We start from the raw sequence: 19,970 nt of genomic DNA, 5'->3' as shown, positions 1-19,970 counted from the left end.
CGGGGGTGCCCTGGCGGAGGGTGACGCGGTGGTTCATCCCGGCTCCTTCGGTCAGTCTCGTCAACAGGCTGTGGACGACGGACCGCTGGACGTCGAGCTTCCGCTCGGCCGCCTCGATCTGCGCGCGCAGGGCCGATGCCAGCTCGGCGGTGGCAGCGGCCCCTTCGGTGCCGCCCTCGGCGCCGTCCGCGCTTGCCGCACCTTCCGCGCCGCCCGCGAGCAGCTCCCGCACCCGCTCGATCGGCATGTCCAGCTGCCGCAGCGCGCGCACGAGCTGCGCGCTGCGGAGCTGGTCGCGCCGGAAGTAGCGGTAGCCGCTGGCCGGATCGACGAAGGCCGGAGTGAGCACACCGCTCGCGTCGTAGTGCCGCAGAGCCGTCACCGAAAGGCCACTGGCCTGCGCGAACTGCCCGATCGGCAGCAGGTTCGTCCTGTCCACGGGAAGAGACTGTGCCGTCTCCGGTCACCCGAGAGTCAAGCCGGGAGTCGAGCCGCGCATCGACCCGTGCACCCGCGCTCGCGTGCGCTCGCTCAGGAGCGCGCCACGAGCCGTACCGCCAGGACGACGATCAGCGTGCTCGACGCGAGCACCGTGGTCAGCCGGCCCCGGGCCCCCGTCAGGGTCCGGCCGAGCAGCGTCCCGCCCAGGGCGAGGAGCAGCTGCCAGCTCGCCGAGGCGACCAGGGCCGCGAGGACGAACGCCGTCCGGTCGGGGAGGGTCGCGGGCGCCGAGGGGCCTGTCGCCAGGATGAGCGCGACGAAGTAGATCACCGTCATCGGGTTGAGGATCGTGATCCCCAGGAAGGTGAGGTACGCGCGTCCCGGGCCGAGGGCCGTCCCGTCGTCCCGGGAGGCGAGCCCGCCCCTCCGGTACGTGGCGACGGCCACGTACGCCGCCCGTGCCGCGAGCACCACGAGCACCACGGCCGAGGCCCATCGCAGCGGGGTCATCACGGGCGTCAGCAGCGGAACGAGCGCGGAGCCGCCGGCCACCGCGAGCACGGCGTACACACCGTCCGCCGTGGCGACCCCGAGCGCCGCGCCCGCGCCCGTACGCCAGCCGGTACGGGCCGTCACGGCCACCAGGTACGCCCCGACCGCGCCGACCGGGATCGCGATGCCGTAGCCGGCGAGCAGGCCGGCCACCACTGCGGCCCTCACGCGACGGCGGGAGCAGCGCCTTCGGGGGAGCAGGGCCGCTGCTGTCGGCGGTACGCCGAGCCGTCCTTGGTCCGGGCGAGGAAGCCGCCGATCACGAGATACCGCCGCAGCGCGGAGAAGTCCTCGTGGACGGTGAGCAGGGCCTGGTTGACCTCGGGCTCGCGGTAGTCCCGGTCGGGAGCGAAGAGGCTCTCCGTGAGGTGCGCGAGGAGGGCCTCACGGCGGGCCGGCCTGCGCGGGATCGCCTTGAGGCGCCCGTCGGCCGAGAACAGGTCCGCGACCGGGCGGGGCGTGCGGACCGCTTCGGCGGGGCGGGAAGGATGACTGGTCATGGCCGAGAAGCCTGACGGCCACCGGCCCGCCCCCGCAAAGGGTTTTCGGCCCTCACGGCGACGGACTCCCGGCCGAGCGGGGCCGGGCACCGCGCAGGTGACGTGACAGATGCCCCGGCCGACCGTTGATCGCGGCCGCGGCGGTGTCGTAGCGTCCGTCGTTTGTCCCTTCACGGCCCTTGATGGGGGTAGGCAGATGAGACAGGCAGCGCGCCGCTTGGCGGTGCTGTGTTCCGCTCTGTTCGCGGTGATCGCCATGACGCCCGTGCAGGCCCAGGCGGTGGAGGTCCGTCCGGTTCCCGTCACCGCGAGCGACAAGTACGCGCTCAAGTCCGTGGGCGCGGGCGGCCTCTACGTGTCGGTGGAAGTCGACACCACCGGCACCGGGCAGGCCATGCTGCGAGCCCGCAAGGCCGCGGCCACGCTCGACGACCTGGGTTCCTGGGAGAAGTTCACGCTGCACACCGACGACAAGGGGTCGAGCACCACCCTTCGCTCGGAGGGCAACGGCAACTACGTCACGACCGAACGCGGCTACACCGGCACCCACCAGAACCTGCTCCGGGCGCGCGGCACCACGGTCGGCGACTGGGAGAAGCTCCGGCTGGAGAAGCAGACCGACGGCACCTACGCCCTGAAGGCCGCCACGAACGACGGCGACAAGTACGTGACCGCCGAGGTACAGGACCCCGGAAACGACGCGGGGCTGCTGCGCGCACGCGGGGACACGGTCGGCTCCTGGCAGAAGTTCCAGCTCGTCCACCTGGGCGAGGAGAACGCCAGCGACGCGGGGGGCCGCCCCGCCCCCGCCTCCCCCGCTCCGGCGGCCGACTTCCGCGTGATGTCGTGGAACGTCTGCGCGAACCACAACTCCGCCTGCGACAACCACCGGGTGGAAGGCCCCTCCCTGGGCAGCCAGATCACCGACCGCATGGGCACCACCGCGGAGGCCCAGCAGTACCGTGCCGTCTTCCTCCAGGAGATGTGCGAGTCGCACGCCAAGGCCATCGAGACCCGGCTGGAGGCGAAGACGGGAACCGGATGGGACGTCCGCTTCGCCCCCATCGACTTCACCGTCGACAATTCCTCCGTGAAGGCCGCCAGGACCTGCGACAACGCCGGTTCCGCGGCCTCCGGTTGGAAGGACCGCGGCTCCTACGGCATCGGCCTCGCGGTGCCGGACTCCAACGTCTGGTACCACTCGTACAACCTGCCGTCGCCGCAGAACAGGACCATCGACGGCAGGTGGGTGCGCATGGAGCAGCGGACCGCGATCTGCGCCGTTCTCCCGGCCCAGGCCCTGCAGTTCTGCACGGCCCACTTCAGCGCCGGCCTGGAGGAGGACGACCTGGACGGCACGAAGCGCCGGGAGCAGGCCGCGGAGCTGCAGAAGATCGTCCGCTCGTACACCATGCCCGGCTACCGGACCGTCTACGGCGGCGACCTCAACGCCACCCCTCCGGACTCCGAGTCGTCGGACGCGCCCAAGGACATCACGGCGTCGGCCTACGCGGCGGACAAGGAGTGCGACGAGGGGCTCTGGAGCGCGCGGCCGCGTGACGGCCGTGCCACGAAGCCGATCCTCAAGGCAGACCCCGACCAGAACCGCTACATCAAGATCGACTACCTGTTCGGCCCGTCCGCAGGGACGGTCGTCTCGTGCGACGTGCCGGCCGACCCGGGCCGGTCGGACCACTACCCGATCAAGGCGCGCTACCGCTTCTGAGCGCGGCGCCCACCCGTCCCGGTCCGGAGCGCCCCGGGGCGCTCCGGACCGGGCCGGTCCACCGGCTCGCTTCACGCTGACCTGCACGACCTCCTGCACTGCGGGCAGGCCGGTGCGGATGCCCCCCCGTCGGAGAACGGCCGGGCCTTCTCCATTGCGCCCGTCCGGGGCCGTCACCCGGCGGGGAGGATCTCGACGCCCTGCGCCGTGAGCTGCTCGATCACCGGCTGGCGGGGGTCCGCGTCGGTGATCAGTCCGCTGATCCCGTCCCACGGCAGGACACGGAATCGCGAGGCGGTGCCGATCTTCTCGGAGGACGCGAGGACGTACGTGTCCGCGGCCCGCGCCGACAGGGCGCGCTTCATCGCGGCCTCCTCGGCGTCGCCGGTGGTCAGTCCGGCATCCGGGTGCACGCCGGTGACACCGAGGAGGCAGAGGTCGGCGGAGACGTTCTGCGCGGCCTCGACGGCGGCGGCGCCACAGGCGACCGCGGAGTGCTTGAAGACGCGGCCGCCGATGAGGAAGATCTCCACCCGCGGGTGGTCGATCAGGGCGGCGGCGATCGTCGGACTGTGGGTGATCACGGTGCACGCCAGGCCCTGCGGGAGGGCGTGGACGACGGCCAGGGCGGTGGTGCCGCCGTCGAGGATCACCGTGCCGCCCAGCCGTACGAGACCGGCGGCCACCGCGGCGACCTTCAGCTTGCCCTCCGGGGCGACGGACCGACGGGACCGGTAGTCCGCCACGGCCGGCGAAACGGGCAGCGCCCCGCCGTACACCCGCTGGCACAGCCCCTCGCCCGCGAGATCGCGCAGGTCGCGACGCACGCTGTCCTCGGAGATCCCCAGTTCGGCGGCGACGTCCTTGGCGACGATCTTGCCCTCGCGGGCGAGCAGTTCCAGCAGGTGGTCGCGCCGTTCGGCAGCCAGCATCCGTATTCTCTCCTGTTCTTGCACGTTTCTGCATGTATCGTAGCGCGCCATGGACGACCAGCGGACGCTCGACGAGCCCATGCCCACGCCCCTGCCCGGCGTCGATGTCCCCGACCACCGGGGCAGGACCCGCCTCGACCGCGCCGGACGCGGCCTCGACCGGAACGCCGGTGTCGTGATCCGCGACGTCGAGCTCACCTCCCGGGGCTGGCACGTCCTGCGGCGCACCACCTTCGACTACCGCCGCCGCGACGGGCGTTGGGTCACCGAGCAGCGCGAGACGTACGACCGGGGGAACGGCGCCGTCGTCCTGCCGTACGACACCGGACGCCGCACCGTCCTGCTCACCCGGCAGTTCCGCTACCCCGCCTACGTCAACGACCATCCCGACGGGATGCTCGTCGAGGCCGCGGCCGGACTGCTCGACGCCGACGACCCGCTGACCGCGGTCCGCCGCGAGAGCGCCGAGGAGCTGGGCGTCACCCTCGGCCCCCTCACCCACGTCCTCGACGCGTACATGAGCCCCGGGTCCGTCACCGAGCGCCTCCACTTCTTCGCCGCCCCCTACACCCCGGCCGACCGCACCGGGAGCGGCGGCGGCATCGAGGAGGACGGCGAGGACATCGAGGTCCTCGAACTGCCCTTCACCGAGGCCCTCGCGATGACCCGCGACGGCCGGATCGCCGACGGCAAGACCATCCTGCTGCTGCAGTGGGCGGCGCTGGACGGCCCGTTCGCCACCGCCTGATTCGTCTGTCAGTCGACGAGCGCCGCGCCGACCACCTGCTGGATGTGCCGGAACCCTGATCACGACGCGGGGAGACACCCCGGGTCACGGACGCAGGACGGGGAAGTCGGCCCCGGCCCACGGAGCACGGAGGGAGACCTGCCGGCCGGCCGGCGCGTCCCCGTCGGCGACCCACGTCCTGGCCGGCGACCCGGAGTTCTCGCCGAGCGACGGCCAGCCGGGGTTCCCGTCGGCGGCGAAGTCGGCCCAGGCACGCACCATGCGGCGCGACAGTTCGTGGTCGGCGGGGGTGGGAGTACCGCCGACGAGGAAGGCCACGGCGTCCTCGTCCAGGGTGCCGAAGGCGAAGGGGACGTCCGCGCAGTGCCAGGCCCGCACGGTCCCGTCGGGCCCGGTGCGCCGACGGTCGAAGCGCGAGAGGAACGCCCGGCCGCCCGCCCCGGCGTGCGCCTCGGCGAGCCGGTTGCCGTACTCGCCGAACAGCAGGTCGCCGAAGACGGCGAGGTAGACGTCGGAGACGGGGGCATCGGGCATCGCGGCGCGATATCCGGCGACGAGACCGCCGGGAAGGCCGAAGTCCGCCGCGAAGAGGGCGAGTCGGTCATCGGTGGTGACCTTCGCGCAGCTGCCGACGGCGTCGAGCAGCCAGTACTCCTCGGTGGTGTGGCAGACCAGCAGGTCCACTCCCGTGGCCGCGCCGGCGGCGATCCCGTCGAGGGGGTCGGTGGAGAGGACGTCGCCGTCGAGCACCGGGGCGTAGAGCGAGGGGTCGTAGTGACGGGAGCCGGAGGCGGGGTCCCGGCGGTAGTCGTCGACCACCTGGTCGGCGGCGGCGACCAGGGCCTGCGGAGTCATGGAGGCCAGCCCCTCGGGCGTGGCGGGGCAGCCCGCCGCCGCGGCGATCTCGCGGGTGGTGGCCTCGGCGATCTCGGGCGTGTAGCAAGGGCTGGCTGGGCTGTGGGCGATGGCGCGGCGGAACAGTCCACGGGCGAGGTCCATCACCATCAGACAGGCGACGGAGGCGGCTCCGGAGGACTGGCCGGCGATCGTGACGTTGCCGGGGTCGCCACCGAAGGCGGCGATGTTCTCCCGCACCCACCGCAGCGCCTCGACCTGGTCGAGCAGACCGCGGTTGTCCGGCGTACCGGACGCCGCACCGCCCGGTACATGGCCGAAGCCCTCGAAGCCGATGCGGTGGTTGAAGGTGACCACCACCAGACCGGCACGGGCGAGCACGGTGCCGTCGAAGTCGGGCTGCGCCGAGGAGCCGAAGGTGTACGCACCGCCGTGGATCCAGACGAGGACGGGGAGCCGGCCGCCGTCGGGCGCGGGGGTCCAGATGTTGAGGGTGAGGATGTCCTCGTCACCGGGAGACCAGACGGGCGCCCCCGGGAGCTCCGCCGACTGCGGCGCGATCGGGCCGAACCTCGTACAGTCCCGCACTCCGCTCCACGCGGGTGCCGGGCGGGGCGCACGGAACCGGCCGGCTCCGAAGGGCGGGGCGGCGTACGGGATTCCGAGCGCGGCGACGACGTCGGCGGAGGCCCGGAAGCCCTGGGCCAGACCCTTGTCCGTCGTGAAGATGTCCATGGCCGGAGCCTTGCATCACGCGGCGGGCAAGGGCCAACACCAGGATCGCGAGGATTGACGCACCGGCGATGTCGATCCGCCGGCGGCCGACGCAGCGCCTTCACGACGGGCCTTCACGACGGGCCTTCACGACGGGCCTTCACGGGCGTGACCGGCGTCACATCCCACTCCTGTCAGCAATCGCCGCCCCGTCTCGTTCAAGGGGCGCCCGAACGAGACAGGAGCATCGCCATGAAGCACCGCATCGTCGTACTCGGCGCCGGATACGCCGGGGCCTACGCCGCCGGAAACCTGGCGCGCCGGCTCTCCCCCGCCGACACCGAGATCACCGTCGTCAACGCCGCCCCCGACTTCGTCGAGCGGATGCGGCTCCACCAGCTCGCGAGCGGCCAGGACCTCACGGTCCGCAAGCTCGCCGACGTCTTCGCGGGCACCGGGGTGCGGGTGCGCCTGGCCCACGTCACCGGCATCGACCCCGAGCGCAGGACCGTCACCGTGACCCCGACGGCCGCCACGACCGGCGGGGACGGCGCCCTCCGCGAAGGCGGCACCCGCGCCGACGAGCTCGCCTACGACACCCTCCTCTACGCCCTCGGCAGCTCCGTGGCCCACCACGGCGTCCCCGGCGCGGCCGAGTACGCCTACGACGTGGCCGGCCGCGCCTCCGCGCTGCGCCTGCGCGAGCGGATCGCCGCACTCGGCGCGGGCGGCACCGTGCTGGTCGTCGGCGAGGGGCTGACCGGCATCGAGACCGCCACCGAGCTCGCCGAGTCCCGGCCCGACCTCACGATCGCCCTCGCCGCCCGCGGCGAGCTGGGCGCCTGGCTCTCCCCGAAGGCCCGCCGGCACCTCCGCCAGGCCTTCGACCGGCTCGGCATCACCGTCCACGAACACACCGCCGTCGAGGCCGTCGAGCCGACCCGGGCGATCGCCGCCGGGGGTACACCCCTCCCGGCCGATGTGACCGTGTGGTCGGCCGGGTTCGCCGTGCACCCCCTCGCGGCCGCCGCCGGTCTGGAGGTCGCCGAGACCGGCCGGATCGTCGTCGACCGCACCATGCGCTCGGTCTCGCACCCGGACGTCTACGCCGCCGGGGACTCCGCCCACGCGATCGGCGACAACGGCCGGCCGCTGCCGATGTCCTGCGCCTCGGCCGGCTTCACGACCATGCAGGCGACCGCCGCGATCATCGCGCGCCTGACGGGCGGCGAGGTCCCGACCGTCGGACTGAAGTACTACGGCAACCACATCAGCCTCGGGCGGCGGGACGCCATCTTCCAGATGGTGGGCGGGGACGTCCGGTCGAAGACCTGGTACCTGGGCGGCCGGACCGCCGCGCGGCTCAAGGCGGGCGTGCTCAAGGGGGCCGGGTGGAACATCGCCCACCCGACCTCCGGCATGCCGAAGCGCAGGCGCCGACTGACCACCGCACCGACGCCCGACCGCACCGACCGCACCGACCGCACCGACCGCACCGACCGCACCGACCGCACCGACCGCACCGACCGCACCGACCGCACCGACCGCACCGATGTGAGGGTCGCCGCCTAGGGTGTTCCGCATGGACAGCACAGCCGTCGATCGCTTCGAGGCCGGCCGTGGCCGGCTGGCCTCGCTCGCGTACCGCCTGCTCGGCTCGGCCGCCGACGCCGAGGACGCCGTACAGGACACGTTCCTGCGGTGGCAGAACGCGGACCGCGAACGGATCGAGGTCCCCGAGGCGTGGCTGACCAAGGTCCTCACCAACCTCTGCCTCGACCGGCTCCGTTCGGCGCACGCGCGCCACGAGCACGCGGCCGGCGCCTGGCTGCCCGAGCCGCTCCTCGAAGGCGACCCGATGCTCGGCCCCGCCGACACCTTCGAGCAGCGCGAATCGGTGTCGCTGGCCGTACTGACCCTCCTGGAGCGCCTCTCACCGGTCGAACGGGCCGTCTACGTCCTGCGTGAGGCCTTCTCGTACGGGCACGCCGAGATCGCCTCGATCCTCGACATCACCGAGTCCGCGAGCCAGCAGCACCTCCACCGGGCCCGGATCCGGATCGCCGCCGAGCGCCGCCGCGGTGGCGTCCAGGCCGACCCCGCGTCCGCGCGCCGGGTCGTCGAGGAGTTCCTGGCCGCCGCGCTGTCGGGGCGCACCGAACGGCTGGTGGCGCTGCTCACCGAGGACGTCACGGCGGTCTCGGACGGTGCCGGACTGGCCAAGCGGCTGCTGCGGGTCACGACCCGCGAGCGGGTCGCCTCCTTCGCGCGGGCCGGCTTCAGGCCCACGCCGGCGAAGCGGCGCCTGGCCGGCGGCACGCCCTCGATGCACATCGCGGTGGTCAACGGCGCCCCGGCCGTGCTCGCCGTGGTCGACGGCCGGGTCGTGGGCGCGGTGGCGTTCGCGGTCAGCGACGGCAGGATCGCGTCCCTGCACGGCATCGCCACCGCGGACCGGCTCGCGCGGCTCAACGAGGCCTGGCGGAAGCACGAGCCGGAGGCGCCGGTGATCGAGGCGTGGTGAACCGACCGACAGGAGCGACGGATCCGCCGACGGGGCAGGAGGGCCGGGCACGCGCCGACGCCGTCGGCCGTTCGCGTGCACGGAGGCGTACGTGATCGGCGCCCCCGGGACCGCCGCCCCCGGACCGCCACTCCGGATCGCCCGCTAGCCCCCCGGCTGCGGCTTCGGCTTCGGCTTCCAGTCCTCGACGAGGAGCCCGAGGATGACCTCGTCCAGGAACTCACCCATCACCCAGGCCGAGGACCGCAGCACGCCCTCGCGGACGAAGCCGTTGCTCTCGGCGGAGCGGAGCATCGCGGTGTTGTCCGCCAGCGTCTCGATCTGCAGCCGCTGGAGGCTGCGTACGACGAAGCCGTAGTGGCAGAGCGTCGCCACCACATCGGTGCCGTAGCCCCTGCCGCGCGCGGACGGCAGCAGTCCCAGACCGATGTGCGCGACCCGGTTGTGGGTGTCGATGCCCCACAGGTTGGCGGTGCCGATCAGCGTGCCGCCCTCCAACTCGACCACGGAGAACGGGACATGACCCTCTGCCGGGTCGTCCACGACGAGCCGCCGGTCCTTCGACCCCGGCGCGACCGGCCGCCAGGGCCCCGCTTCGGCGCGCGAGGCGTTGACCACGTCGTCGTAGAGCTCGGTCCGAAGGATCGGGATGTCTTCCTCGTGCCGAGCCCTGAGCCCGACCTTGCTGCCCCTAAGCATGCGAGCTTCCTATCCGACCCTGCTCGCCGACGGCAAGCCGATTCCTGCGACGCGCTCGTCGCCGGGCTCGACGGGCGAGGGCTGCGCACCCGCGTGGCGGCCGATGTCCCGGAAGGGGTAAGGGGGTTCCTCATGCGCGCGCCATGGGCCCGCCCCCTGGGTGATCATGACTGTTACGGTCGTTCCATGGCCACCACGACACTGCGGATACCCACCCCCGACGGCCAGGCCGACGCCTTCGCCGCCTTCCCCGACGACGGCCGGCAGCACCCCGGCGTGCTCCTCTACATGGACGTGTTCGGCCCGCGGCCGCGGCTGGAGGAGATGGCGAGCGAGCTCGCCGCGCACGGCTACTACGTGCTCGTGCCCAACGTCTACTACCGGGAGGGGCAGGCGCCCCTGATCGAGCTTCCCGGGCACATCGGGGAGGAGGAGCGGCCCGCGCTCTTCGAGCAGCTCATGCCGTTCTACCTCGCGCACACCACCGAGCGCGTCCTGGTCGACGCCGACGCCTATCTCTCGTTCCTCGCGGACCGGCCCGAGGTCGGCGCGGGGCCCGTCGCCGTCGTCGGGTACTGCCTGGGTGGCGTCCTCGCGATGCGTACCGCCGCCGCCCACCCCGACCGGGTCGCCGCCGTCGCCGGTTTCCACCCGGGCGCCCTGATCACGGAGGCGGCCGACAGCCCGCACCTCCTCGCCCCGAAGGTCACCGCCGAGGTGCACTTCGGGATCGCCGAGGGTGACATGACGCCCGAGGAGTTCGGCGGGCTCAACGAGGTACTGGAAGCCGCCGGCGTCCGCCACGGCAACGAGATCTACCCCGGCACCGTCCACGGCTTCACCATGGCCGACACGAGCGCGTACAGCCCGGACGGGACGCAGCGCCACTGGGACCGTCTGCTGTCCCTCCTCACCCGCACCCTCACGGCCGGCGGCGCCTGAGCGGTCCGGGCCACGCCCTTCCGGCCGCTCGCCGGCGAGGCCCTCCGTGGGGAGTGCCCCGCCGCCGGGACGTGACCGGACGGGCCTCCGTCACTGCGGATACAGGGCCGACTGCGCGCTCTCCGAGTCCGGCCGCCAGTACGACACCCGCGCCGTCTTCACGTCCACGTGGATGCCCGGCGCGGGGACGTCGAGGAGGGCTCCCTCGCCCGTGTCCCTGGGCTCGCTCCTGCCCGCGGGGGTGATGATCAGCTCCTTCTCCAGCGGGCTGACCTCCTTGTTGCCCACCCGGGCGAGCAGACCCGCGTACGCCTCCTTGCCGGGCGCCAGGACGATCGGGTTCTGCGGCTTCGAGCTCTTCACCGGCGGCAGGAAACGCTGCTCGTCGCCGAACTTCACCGCCGGGTACCGGTACAGCTTGCACGGCCGCGTCCCCGTGTTGGTGATCACGAGTTCGAGCCGCGAGTCGTCCTTCACCGGAGGCAGCGCCCAGTCCACCTTCACCTCGGTGTTCAGGTCCTGGCAGATGCCGTCCTTCGGCTCCCAGTCCGTCTCGCCCGTCGTGCCCGGGGGCTCACTCGCGGTCACGGAGGGCCCGCCGTCGGTGCTGCCCGAGTCGCCCGGCTGCGTCGACGGCGGGGCGGGAGCGGTGGTGGGCGGCGTCGTGGGGGCGCTCGTGGACGGCGCCGTTCCGCCCGCCTCGTCGTCGGACGGCCCGCAGGCCGTGGCCGAAAGAAGCGCGGCGGCGGTCAGCCCCAGGGCGCCGAGCCTCCCTGTGCGGCGGGTGCGAAGGGTGCGGGTGGTCTTCCTGCGAACGGTGCTCATTTCACGTTCCCCCGTGACTCTCGGCCTGCGTTCCTGCACGCTGCGTCGCTCAGGATGGGGCTCCCCGTCGTCGAGATCACGGCCCGCGGGGGGATCGTTACCGATCGCGGACAGGGAACGGACCCTTCCGGGCCGGTGGCCGGATTCCGTGGGCCCTACTGCCCCAGCCGGTACCTGATCTTCTTGATCAGCTCGTTCAGATCCGGCTGCCGCAGAAGGCTGTAGTGGTCCGCGTCCAGCTCCACCACCGTCGGCGGGCGCGTCGACCAGCCCTCGTGTTCTCCAGGAACGAGTAGTCGTCACCCGCCGCCTCGAAGAGCGTGACCGGGCAGGTCACCTGGCGTTCCGCCAGCTCCCGGAAGGTGTACGTGAACTCGAACGTCTCCTCCACGATCGCCACGATCCGGCCGATCAGATCCGGGTCCAGGGCCGGGAAGTCGGTCGCGCCACCCGCCGCACGAAGTCCTCCCGGTCGTCCGCCCGCACCGTCGGGTCGATCGAGCCCGCGAACACCGAGTACAGGATCGTCACGAACGCCGGGTTCCCGTAGTCCGCTCCCCCCGTCTCCGACGAGCGGACCTTCGGCGAACCCGGCGCGATCAGGAACAGGTTCTCCACCTGCTCCCCCGCCGCCTCGAAGGCGACCCGCGCACCGAACGAGTAGCCCCACAGCGTGTACGGGCCCGCCGGCCGGCGGCGCCGTATCGCCTCCACGTCCGCCGCCGCCATCGCGCGGATCGTCGCGTACGGCTCCTCGCCCCGGTCGATGCCGTACGCCTGCACTCCGTAGAACGGGCGGTCGATGCCGATCTCCTCGGCCAGGTGGCGCAGGTTCATCGTGTAGCCGCCGAGACCCTGCCAGCAGTAGACCGGCGGCCGCGTACACCGCCTGGTTGATCGCGATCACATGCCTCTCCTCGATCAGCGCGGCGGAGATCCGCCGTAGGTCACCGTTCTCGTAGACGTACTGCGCCTCGGGGAGTCCGGTCACCCCGTTCCCGTGCGCCTGGACGTAGACGTCGATCTCCGGGGGCGTACGCGACTCCTCGTCGTACGGGATCACCTCGAAGGTGCCGTCCTCGCGCGGCCTGATGTCCAGGCCGTAGCCCGGCAGGATCTCCTCGAACAGGCCCACCATGTGACCCGTCTCGATCTCCAGGACCTCCTGGATGTTGTTCCTGTAGACCGGTTCGATCGCCGGGCGCCGGGCCCGGAAGACCGGCCTCAGGAAGGAGTCGGGGGCGAAGGCGCCGCACGCGCGGCAGGTGGTGGCGGGCGCCGCACGCGCGGCGGGTGGCGGGGGTAGCGGGCGCGGCCCGCGCAGCCGTAGGCGGCGTACGCGCCCGCGCGGTCGGTGGCGGGCGCGGTCCGGTGGCGGGCGCGGCCCGCTCGGTGGTGGGGGCGCGGCGTCAGCGGTAGATCAGGAGTTCCTGTTCCGTCGCGCCCCTCAGTTCGTAGCGGGTCCTCACCAGGGGGCGGCCCGCGTAGATGCGGATCAGGGTCGACGCGTCGCCCTTGAAGGTGGCCGGCGGGCGGCCCGCGATCGCGTTGCCCAGGGAGACCCGCGGCGTCGTGGCGTCCTCCAGGACGCCCACCAGCCGCGGGGTCTCGCGCTTGCGGCTCGTCACCGTCAGGAGCGGGAGCGCCAGCTCCAGCGCCTTGCCGCAGTACGCGCCGGGTTCGCCGAAGGCCTCCCGTACGTCTCCCGCGTGGACCCATTCGCCGAGCGCCACCGCGTCGAGCCGGCCGTCCTCGCGTTCGGCGATCACCGGGCCCGCCTCCGTCAGGCCGCGTTCGAGTTCGTCGAGGATCCGGTCCAGCGGCCAGTCCTCGCGTTCGGCGACGTCGCAGGCGTTGGCCTCCGGCAGGAAGACGCCCTCCTCCAGGCGGTCCTCGACGATCCTGACCAGGGCCGCGCCGCAGTGGGCGAGGACCTGCCTCGCCGTCCACCCGGGGCACGCGGTGCGGAGCTCGTACGCCTCCTCGGGTGTCCGGCGCAGGAGCGGCATCAGCAGGTCCCGTTCCGTCCTGAGGAGACGGTCCGGGAGCCACGGGTCGCGCCCGTCATCGTTCGTACACATCAGTAGCGGTAGTGGTCCGGCTTGTACGGGCCCTCCACGGGGACCCCGATGTACGACGCCTGCTCGGGGCGGAGGGTCGTCAGCCTGACGCCGAGGGCGTCGAGGTGGAGGCGGGCGACCTTCTCGTCAAGGTGCTTGGGGAGGGTGTAGACGCCGACGGGATAGTCGGAGGTCTTCGTGAAGAGTTCGATCTGCGCGAGGGTCTGGTCGGCGAAGGAGTTCGACATCACGAAGGAGGGGTGTCCGGTCGCGTTGCCGAGGTTCAGCAGACGGCCCAAGTGGCCGATGTTGCCGACGATGGCCTGGTGCTTCATCTTGGCCATGTCCGCGGCCATGATGATGTCCTTGTTGCCGGTCGTGGTGATGAAGATGTCGCCCGTCTCCACGACGTCCTCCAGGGTGGCGACCTGGAAGCCGTCCATCGCCGCCTGGAGCGCGCAGATCGGGTCGATCTCCGTGACGATCACCCGCGCGCCCTGGCCGCGCAGCGACTCCGCCGAGCCCTTGCCGACGTCGCCGTAGCCGCACACGACGGCCGTCTTGCCGCCGATGAGGACGTCGGTGGCACGGTTGATGCCGTCGATGAGGGAGTGCCGGCAGCCGTACTTGTTGTCGAACTTCGACTTCGTCACGGCGTCGTTCACGTTGATCGCCGGGAAGAGCAGCGCGCCCTCGCGGTGCATCTCGTACAGGCGGTGGACGCCCGTCGTGGTCTCCTCCGTCACACCGCGGATGCCGGTGGCGAGGGTCGACCAGTCGAGTGCGCTGTTCTCCAGCAGCGCACGCATGACGCCCAGTTCCTCGTTGGACGCCTCCGGCAGACCGCCGGTCTTGCGGTACTCCACACCCAGGTGGACCAGGACCGTGGCGTCACCGCCGTCGTCCAGGATCATGTTCGGCCCGTCGGCGTCCGGCCAGGTCAGGGCCTGCTCCGTGCACCACCAGTACTCCTCCAGGGTCTCGCCCTTCCAGGCGAAGACCGGGATGCCGGCGGCGGCGACCGCGGCGGCGGCGTGATCCTGCGTCGAGTAGATGTTGCAGGAGACCCAGCGGACCTCGGCGCCGAGCGCGACGAGCGTCTCGATCAGGACGGCCGTCTGTACGGTCATGTGGAGGGAGCCCGTGATCCGCGCCCCCGCCAGGGGCTGCGTCTCGGCGTACTCGCGGCGGATCGACATCAGGCCGGGCATCTCGTGCTCGGCGAGCGTGATCTCCTTGCGACCGAAGGCGGCCAGGGAGATGTCGGCGACCTTGTAGTCCGTGAAGGTGTCAGGCATGGACAACGCTCCTTGCGCTCATGATGGTTCGGTGGATTTCCAGGGCCGCCGTCGACTTGTTCAGCGTGATGTAGTGCAGGCCCGGCGCACCCTCGTCGAGCAGCCGCAGGCCCATCGCGGTCGCGTGCTCGACGCCGATGCGGTACGCCGCCGCCGGGTCGTCCTTGGCCGCCTCCAGGCGGTGCGCCAGGTCTTCGGGGAACGCGGCGTCGCTGAGCTCCGCGAAGCGCCGGATCTGGCGTACGTCGGTGGCCGGCATGATCTCCGGGATGATCGGGGTGTCGCAGCCGGCGGCGGCGACCCGGTCCCGCAGCCGCAGGTAGTCCTCCGGGTCGAAGAACATCTGCGTGATGGCGTAGTCGGCGCCCGCCCGGCACTTGGCGACGAAGTGCGCCAGGTCGCCGGCCGGGCCCGCCGACCTCGGGTGGCCTTCGGGGAAGGCCGCCACGCCGATCCGGAAGTCGCCCAACGACCGCACCAGCTCGACCAGTTCGTACGCGTACGTGAAGCCCTGCGGGTGCGGTGTCCACGCACTGCGCGGGTCACCCGGCGGATCCCCGCGCAGCACGAGCACGTCCCGCACTCCCGCGTCCGCGTAGGCGCCGATGATCGCCCGCAGTTCGGCGACCGAGTGTCCGACGGCCGTCAGATGGGCGACCGGGCGCAGGGTCGTCTCGGTCGCGATCCGTTTGGTCACCTCGATGGTCCGGTCGCGGGACGAGCCGCCCGCGCCGTACGTCACCGAGACGAAGTCCGGGGACAGGGCCTCGACCCGGCGGATCGCCTCCCACAGGGTTCGCTCCCCCTTGTCCGTCTTCGGCGGGAAGAACTCGAACGAGTAGGTGGGGTTCACAGGCGTCGCCCTCCCGCGTTGAAGTAGCTCGCCTCGGGGTGGTGGACGACGATCGCGTCCGTCGACTGTTCGGGGTGCAGCTGGTACTCCTCCGACAGCTCCACCCCGATCCGCTCCGGGCGCAGGAGGGCGGCGATCTTCGCCCGGTCCTCCAGGTCGGGGCAGGCCGGGTAGCCGAGCGAGTAGCGGCAGCCCTGGTACTCGGTGCGGAGCATGCCGTCCAGGGACGCCGGCTCCGAGGAGCCCGCGATGCCCCACTCGGCGCGCACCCGCGCGTGCCAGTACTCGGCCAGGGCCTCCGCCAACTGGACTGACAGGCCGTGGAGTTCGAGGTAGTCCCGGTAGGCGTCGGCGGCGAAGAGCTTCGCCGTCTCCTCGCCGATCCGGGAGCCGACGGTGACCACCTGCATCGCGACGGCGTCGATCTCGCCGGAGTCCTCCGCGCGGTGGAAGTCGGCCAGGCAGAGGCGGCGGCCCCGCTGCTGGCGGGGGAAGGAGAAGCGGGTCCGCTCGCCTCCGTCCTCGTCCAGGACGATCAGGTCGTCGCCCTTGGACACACAGGGGAACCAGCCGTAGACGACGGCTGCTTCGAGGAGGTGGTCCGTCTGGAGGCGGTCGAGCCAGGTGCGCAGCCGCGGCCGGCCCTCCGTCTCGATGGTCTCGGTGTCCTTGAGGCCCCACTGGCCCTTGAAGAGGGCGGTCTCGTCGAGCCAGGAGGCGTATTCGGCGAGCTGGATGCCCTTGACGACCCTGGTGCCGAGGAAGGGGGGCTCGGGTACGGGGTTGTCGGCGGCGACGTCGGAGCGGCCGGCCGGCTCGGGCTCGCGGACCTCCGCGGCGGGCAGCGGGGTCTCGCGTGTCGGCACGGCCCTCGAAGGCGTCGCGGGCGTAGCGGACCTCGCCCTGGTAGATCTCGTGGAGGTCCTGCTCGACGTACGCCCTGGTGAGGGCGGCGCCGCCGAGGATGACGGGGAAGCGCCCGGCCAGACCGCGGCCGTTCAGCTCCTGCAGGTTCTCCTTCATGATCACGGTGGATTTCACGACGTTGTAGCCGTTGTTGGAGAGGATGATGTCGACGAGGTTCTTGCCGATGTCGTGGACGTCGCCGCGGACGGTGGCGAGGACGATCGTGCCCTTGCCGACCTCTCCTTCGCCGTCGGCCGTCCTCTCCATGTGGGGTTCGAGGTAGGCCACCGCGGTCTTCATGACCTCGGCGGACTGGAGCACGAACGGCAGCTGCATCCGGCCCGAGCCGAACAGCTCGCCGACCGTCTTCATGCCGTCGAGCAGGATCTCGTTGACGATCTCCAGAGCGGGGCGGGACGTCAGGGCCTCGTCGAGGTCGGCCTCCAGGCCGTTCTTCTCGCCGTCGACGATCCGGCGCTTGAGGCGCTCCTCCAGGGGCAGGGCGAGGAGTTCCTCGGTCTTGCCGGCCTTCAGGGACTTCGCCGTCGCGCCCTCGAACATCTCCAGGAAGCGCTGGAGCGGGTCGTAGCCGTCCCGGCGGCGGTCGTGGATCAGGTCGAGCGCGACCTCCACCTGCTCCGGCTCCAGGCGGGCGATCGGCAGGATCTTCGACGCGTGGACGATCGCCGAGTCCAGGCCCGCCTTCACGCACTCGTCGAGGAAGACGGAGTTGAGGACGATCCGCGCGGCCGGGTTCAGGCCGAAGGAGATGTTGGAGAGGCCCAGGGTGGTCTGGACATCCGGGTGGAGCCGCTTGAGCTCCCTGATCGCCTCGATCGTGTGGATGCCGTCCCTGCGGGACTCCTCCTGGCCGGTGCAGATGGTGAACGTGAGGGTGTCGATCAGGATGTCCGACTCCCTGATTCCCCAGTTCCCCGTCAGGTCCTCGATGAGCCGCTCGGCGACGGCCACCTTGTGCCCGACGCTGCGGGCCTGGCCCTCCTCGTCGATGGTCAGCGCCATCAGGGCCGCGCCGTGTTCCTTCGCCAGGGCCGTGACCTGCGCGAACCGCGACTCGGGTCCGTCGCCGTCCTCGTAGTTGACGGAGTTGACGACCGCCCGGCCGCCGAGCTTCTCCAGGCCCGCCCGCAGCACCCCGATCTCCGTCGAGTCGAGGACGATCGGCAGCGTCGAGGCCGTCGCGAACCGGCCGGCCAGCTCCGCCATGTCCGCGGTGCCGTCACGGCCCACGTAGTCCACGCACAGGTCGAGCATGTGCGCGCCCTCGCGGATCTGGTCCCGCGCCATCTCGACGCAGTCGTCCCAGCGGCCGTCGAGCATCGCCTCGCGGAACTTCTTCGAACCGTTGGCGTTGGTGCGCTCGCCGATCGCCAGGTACGCGGTGTCCTGACGGAACGGCACATGGCTGTAGAGCGAGGAGGCGCCCGGCTCCGGTTCGGGCCGCCGGTCGAGGACGGCCGCGCCCCGCACCCGCTCCACGATCTCCCGCAGGTGCTCCGGGGTCGTACCGCAGCAGCCGCCGACCAGCGCGGGGCCGTACTCGCGGACGAACGCCTCCTGCGCGTCGGCCAGTTCGGCCGGCGACAGCGGGTAGTGGGCGCCGTCGGAGGTGAGGACGGGCAGGCCGGCGTTGGGCATGACCGAGATCGGGACACGGGCGTGCCGGGACAGGTGCCGCAGGTGCTCGGCCATCTCGGCCGGCCCGGTGGCGCAGTTCAGGCCGATCATGTCGATGCCGAGCGGCTCCAGCGCGGTCAGCGCCGCACCGATCTCGGAGCCGAGCAGCATCGTGCCCGTCGTCTCCACGGTGACCTGCACGATGACCGGCAGGTCCACGCCGACCCAGTCCAGCGCCCGCCGGGCCCCGATGACGGCCGCCTTCGTCTGGAGGAGGTCCTGCGAGGTCTCGATGAGCAGGGCGTCGGCGCCGCCCCGGATCAGGCCCTCCGCGTTCTGCCGGAAGGCCTCGCGCAGCGGCTCGTACGTGACGTGGCCGAGGGTCGGCAGCTTCGTGCCGGGGCCCATGGAGCCGAGGACCCAGCGGGGGCGCCCGTCGGCGGCCGTGTGCGCGTCCGCCGCGGCGCGGGCGATCCGGGCGCCGGCCTCGGACAGCTCGTACACCTGGTGCTCGATGCCGTACTCGGCGAGCGCGGCCAGGTTCGCCCCGAAGGTGTTGGTCTCGACGCAGTCCACGCCCACCGAGAAGTAGGCGTCGTGGACGGAGGCGACGATGTCGGGGCGCGTGAGGTTGAGGATCTCGTTGCAGCCCTCCAGGTTCTGGAAGTCGTCCATCGTCGGGTCGGCGGCCTGGAGCATCGTCCCCATCGCCCCGTCGGCCACCACGACCCGTTTCGCGAACTCCTCCCGAAGGGACCTCCGTACGACGGTCACGTGAGCCCCCTCAGATGCGTGACGAGCGTGGCGGTGCACCCGACGCCGTACGTCGTCCTGATCCGGTCCAGGAGCGAATCCCGGTGCAGGCGGTACTCCTGCGTCCCCACGTAGTCGAGGACGGTCGCGGCCACCGCGCAGCCCAGCTGCGCCGCGCACCGCTCCGGGACTCCCCAGAGCCGGCCGGCCAGGAAACCGGACCGGAAGGCGTCCCCGACCCCGGTCGGGTCGACGACCGCAGCGACCTCCACGGCCGGCACGGCGAGCGGCTCGCGGCCCTCGCCCCGGATGCGGACGCCCGCCTCGCCGTGGGTGGTGACCCAGGTGCCGACCCGGCCCAGCACCTCCGCCTCGGTCCAGCCGGCCTTCTCCAGGAGGAGCGCCGTCTCGTACTCGTTGGTGAACAGGAACCGCGCCCCGTCCACCAGCTCCCGCACCTGCTCGCCGTCGAGCCGCGCCAGCTGCTGCGACGGATCGGCGGCGAAGGGAATCCCCAGGTCACGGCAGGTGCGGGTGTGCCGCAGCATCGCCTCGGGGTCGTCCGGGGAGACCAGGACCAGTTCCAGCCTGCCGGTGCGCGCCACGACCGACCTCAGGTCGATCTCGCGTGCCTCGGCCATCGCCCCCGCGTAGAAGGTGGCGATCTGGTTCTGGGCGCGGTCGGTCGTACAGACGAACCGGGCGGTGTGGAGCGACTCGCTGACGCGCACCGAGTCGGTGTCCACACCGTGGTCCTTCAGCCAGACCCGGTACGGCTCGAAGTCGGCGCCGACCGCGCCCACGAGGGCGGGACGGAGGCCGAGGACACCGAGTCCGAAGGCGATGTTCGCTGCCACTCCGCCACGCCTGACCTCCAGGTTGTCGGCGAGGAACGACAGGGAGACCCGGTCCAGCCGGTCGGCGAGCAGCTGCTCGCCGAACCAGCCGGGGAAGGTCATCAGATGGTCGGTCGCGATGGATCCCGTGACAGCGATACGCATGGC

The 19,970-nt window shown here is 72.1% G+C and carries 16 protein-coding genes and 3 pseudogenes; 5 read left to right on the top strand and 14 right to left on the bottom strand.

Annotated features, from left to right (window positions below):
- Positions 1-274: 274 nt before the first annotated feature.
- From IF00_RS47120 to IF00_RS0126145, 3 genes and pseudogenes are all read right to left on the bottom strand, one after another.
- Positions 275-382 (bottom strand): annotated as a pseudogene (locus IF00_RS47120) (MerR family transcriptional regulator); the annotation flags it as partial.
- A gap of 149 nt (positions 383-531) precedes the next feature.
- Positions 532-1,161: a LysE family transporter gene (locus IF00_RS0126150; protein WP_030322051.1), complete on the bottom strand. Its 630-nt coding sequence runs from the start codon at positions 1,159-1,161 to the stop codon at positions 532-534.
- A complete protein-coding gene (locus tag IF00_RS0126145; RefSeq protein WP_030322049.1) occupies positions 1,158-1,493 on the bottom strand; it encodes a DUF2087 domain-containing protein in 336 nt (111 codons plus the stop codon). The genes IF00_RS0126150 and IF00_RS0126145 overlap by 4 nt, the downstream gene beginning before the upstream one ends.
- 196 nt (positions 1,494-1,689) lie before the next feature.
- Here IF00_RS0126145 and IF00_RS42830 point away from each other — a divergent pair, with 196 nt between their 5' ends.
- The gene (locus IF00_RS42830; RefSeq protein ID WP_158710522.1) at positions 1,690-3,219 is read left to right on the top strand and encodes an endonuclease/exonuclease/phosphatase family protein; all 1,530 of its coding nucleotides are present in this window, start codon (positions 1,690-1,692) and stop codon (positions 3,217-3,219) included.
- A 173-nt stretch (positions 3,220-3,392) separates the two neighbouring features.
- On the opposite strand, the gene IF00_RS0126135 is transcribed toward IF00_RS42830, so the two are convergent.
- Complete coding sequence (locus tag IF00_RS0126135) at positions 3,393-4,151, bottom strand: DeoR/GlpR family DNA-binding transcription regulator (RefSeq protein WP_030322043.1); 759 nt, start codon at positions 4,149-4,151, stop codon at positions 3,393-3,395.
- Positions 4,152-4,200: 49 nt separating this feature from the next.
- Here IF00_RS0126135 and IF00_RS0126130 point away from each other — a divergent pair, with 49 nt between their 5' ends.
- Positions 4,201-4,899 (top strand): NUDIX domain-containing protein, encoded by a 699-nt coding sequence (locus IF00_RS0126130; protein WP_245234637.1) that lies wholly within the window; start codon positions 4,201-4,203, stop codon positions 4,897-4,899.
- A gap of 84 nt (positions 4,900-4,983) precedes the next feature.
- Here IF00_RS0126130 and IF00_RS0126125 read toward each other — a convergent pair whose 3' ends face one another.
- Positions 4,984-6,489 (bottom strand): carboxylesterase/lipase family protein, encoded by a 1,506-nt coding sequence (locus tag IF00_RS0126125; protein ID WP_030322039.1) that lies wholly within the window; start codon positions 6,487-6,489, stop codon positions 4,984-4,986.
- A gap of 231 nt (positions 6,490-6,720) precedes the next feature.
- Here IF00_RS0126125 and IF00_RS0126120 point away from each other — a divergent pair, with 231 nt between their 5' ends.
- Both IF00_RS0126120 and IF00_RS0126115 read left to right on the top strand, forming a co-directional pair.
- Positions 6,721-8,040 (top strand): NAD(P)/FAD-dependent oxidoreductase, encoded by a 1,320-nt coding sequence (locus IF00_RS0126120; RefSeq protein ID WP_078944853.1) that lies wholly within the window; start codon positions 6,721-6,723, stop codon positions 8,038-8,040.
- 10 nt (positions 8,041-8,050) lie between these two features.
- The gene (locus IF00_RS0126115) at positions 8,051-8,992 is read left to right on the top strand and encodes a sigma-70 family RNA polymerase sigma factor (protein ID WP_030322035.1); all 942 of its coding nucleotides are present in this window, start codon (positions 8,051-8,053) and stop codon (positions 8,990-8,992) included.
- Between the two features lie 144 nt (positions 8,993-9,136).
- Here IF00_RS0126115 and IF00_RS0126110 read toward each other — a convergent pair whose 3' ends face one another.
- Positions 9,137-9,691: a GNAT family N-acetyltransferase gene (locus IF00_RS0126110; protein ID WP_030322033.1), complete on the bottom strand. Its 555-nt coding sequence runs from the start codon at positions 9,689-9,691 to the stop codon at positions 9,137-9,139.
- Positions 9,692-9,877: 186 nt separating this feature from the next.
- Between IF00_RS0126110 and IF00_RS0126105 the strand changes: the two genes are divergently transcribed.
- Positions 9,878-10,633, top strand: a complete 756-nt coding sequence (locus tag IF00_RS0126105) for a dienelactone hydrolase family protein (RefSeq protein ID WP_030322031.1) — start codon at positions 9,878-9,880, stop codon at positions 10,631-10,633.
- Between the two features lie 90 nt (positions 10,634-10,723).
- On the opposite strand, the gene IF00_RS0126100 is transcribed toward IF00_RS0126105, so the two are convergent.
- From IF00_RS0126100 to IF00_RS0126065, 8 genes and pseudogenes are all read right to left on the bottom strand, one after another.
- A complete protein-coding gene (locus IF00_RS0126100) occupies positions 10,724-11,458 on the bottom strand; it encodes a DUF4232 domain-containing protein (protein WP_030322029.1) in 735 nt (244 codons plus the stop codon).
- 196 nt (positions 11,459-11,654) lie between these two features.
- A complete protein-coding gene (locus tag IF00_RS47855; RefSeq protein WP_245234636.1) occupies positions 11,655-11,849 on the bottom strand; it encodes a hypothetical protein in 195 nt (64 codons plus the stop codon).
- Between the two features lie 20 nt (positions 11,850-11,869).
- A complete protein-coding gene (locus IF00_RS47850) occupies positions 11,870-12,295 on the bottom strand; it encodes a thioesterase domain-containing protein (protein WP_030322025.1) in 426 nt (141 codons plus the stop codon).
- Positions 12,296-12,867: 572 nt separating this feature from the next.
- On the bottom strand, positions 12,868-13,539 hold the full coding sequence (locus IF00_RS0126085) for a maleylpyruvate isomerase family mycothiol-dependent enzyme (protein WP_030322023.1): 672 nt from the start codon (positions 13,537-13,539) through the stop codon (positions 12,868-12,870).
- Positions 13,539-14,816: an adenosylhomocysteinase gene (locus IF00_RS0126080; protein WP_030322019.1), complete on the bottom strand. Its 1,278-nt coding sequence runs from the start codon at positions 14,814-14,816 to the stop codon at positions 13,539-13,541. The genes IF00_RS0126085 and IF00_RS0126080 overlap by 1 nt, the downstream gene beginning before the upstream one ends.
- Positions 14,809-15,654, bottom strand: a pseudogene (gene metF, locus IF00_RS0126075) (methylenetetrahydrofolate reductase [NAD(P)H]); the annotation flags it as partial. The pseudogene metF and the gene IF00_RS0126080, both read right to left, overlap by 8 nt.
- An 11-nt stretch (positions 15,655-15,665) precedes the next feature.
- A pseudogene (locus IF00_RS41580) lies at positions 15,666-18,921 on the bottom strand (methionine synthase).
- 62 nt (positions 18,922-18,983) lie between these two features.
- Entirely contained in the window at positions 18,984-19,967 is a 984-nt protein-coding gene (locus IF00_RS0126065; protein ID WP_030322014.1) for a carbohydrate kinase family protein, read from the bottom strand.
- Between the last annotated feature and the right edge of the window lie 3 nt (positions 19,968-19,970).

Origin of the sequence: Streptomyces flavochromogenes (assembly GCF_000717595.1) — a bacterium.
In the GTDB taxonomy this organism is placed as follows: Bacteria; Actinomycetota; Actinomycetes; order Streptomycetales; family Streptomycetaceae; genus Streptomyces; species Streptomyces flavochromogenes.
The sequence above is the reverse complement of the archived record's forward strand: the minus strand, read 5'-3'. Positions and strand labels throughout refer to the sequence as shown.

Coding starts and splice junctions, on each gene's coding strand:
- IF00_RS0126145 (WP_030322049.1), bottom strand. CDS start 1,493: ATGACCAGTCATCCTTCCCGCCCCGCCGAAGCGGTCCGCACGCCCCGC.
- IF00_RS42830 (WP_158710522.1), top strand. CDS start 1,690: ATGAGACAGGCAGCGCGCCGCTTGGCGGTGCTGTGTTCCGCTCTGTTC.
- IF00_RS0126135 (WP_030322043.1), bottom strand. CDS start 4,151: ATGCTGGCTGCCGAACGGCGCGACCACCTGCTGGAACTGCTCGCCCGC.
- IF00_RS0126130 (WP_245234637.1), top strand. CDS start 4,201: ATGGACGACCAGCGGACGCTCGACGAGCCCATGCCCACGCCCCTGCCC.
- IF00_RS0126125 (WP_030322039.1), bottom strand. CDS start 6,489: ATGGACATCTTCACGACGGACAAGGGTCTGGCCCAGGGCTTCCGGGCC.
- IF00_RS0126120 (WP_078944853.1), top strand. CDS start 6,721: ATGAAGCACCGCATCGTCGTACTCGGCGCCGGATACGCCGGGGCCTAC.
- IF00_RS0126115 (WP_030322035.1), top strand. CDS start 8,051: ATGGACAGCACAGCCGTCGATCGCTTCGAGGCCGGCCGTGGCCGGCTG.
- IF00_RS0126110 (WP_030322033.1), bottom strand. CDS start 9,691: ATGCTTAGGGGCAGCAAGGTCGGGCTCAGGGCTCGGCACGAGGAAGAC.
- IF00_RS0126105 (WP_030322031.1), top strand. CDS start 9,878: ATGGCCACCACGACACTGCGGATACCCACCCCCGACGGCCAGGCCGAC.
- IF00_RS0126100 (WP_030322029.1), bottom strand. CDS start 11,458: ATGAGCACCGTTCGCAGGAAGACCACCCGCACCCTTCGCACCCGCCGC.
- IF00_RS47850 (WP_030322025.1), bottom strand. CDS start 12,295: ATGAACCTGCGCCACCTGGCCGAGGAGATCGGCATCGACCGCCCGTTC.
- IF00_RS0126085 (WP_030322023.1), bottom strand. CDS start 13,539: ATGTGTACGAACGATGACGGGCGCGACCCGTGGCTCCCGGACCGTCTC.
- IF00_RS0126080 (WP_030322019.1), bottom strand. CDS start 14,816: ATGCCTGACACCTTCACGGACTACAAGGTCGCCGACATCTCCCTGGCC.
- IF00_RS0126065 (WP_030322014.1), bottom strand. CDS start 19,967: ATGCGTATCGCTGTCACGGGATCCATCGCGACCGACCATCTGATGACC.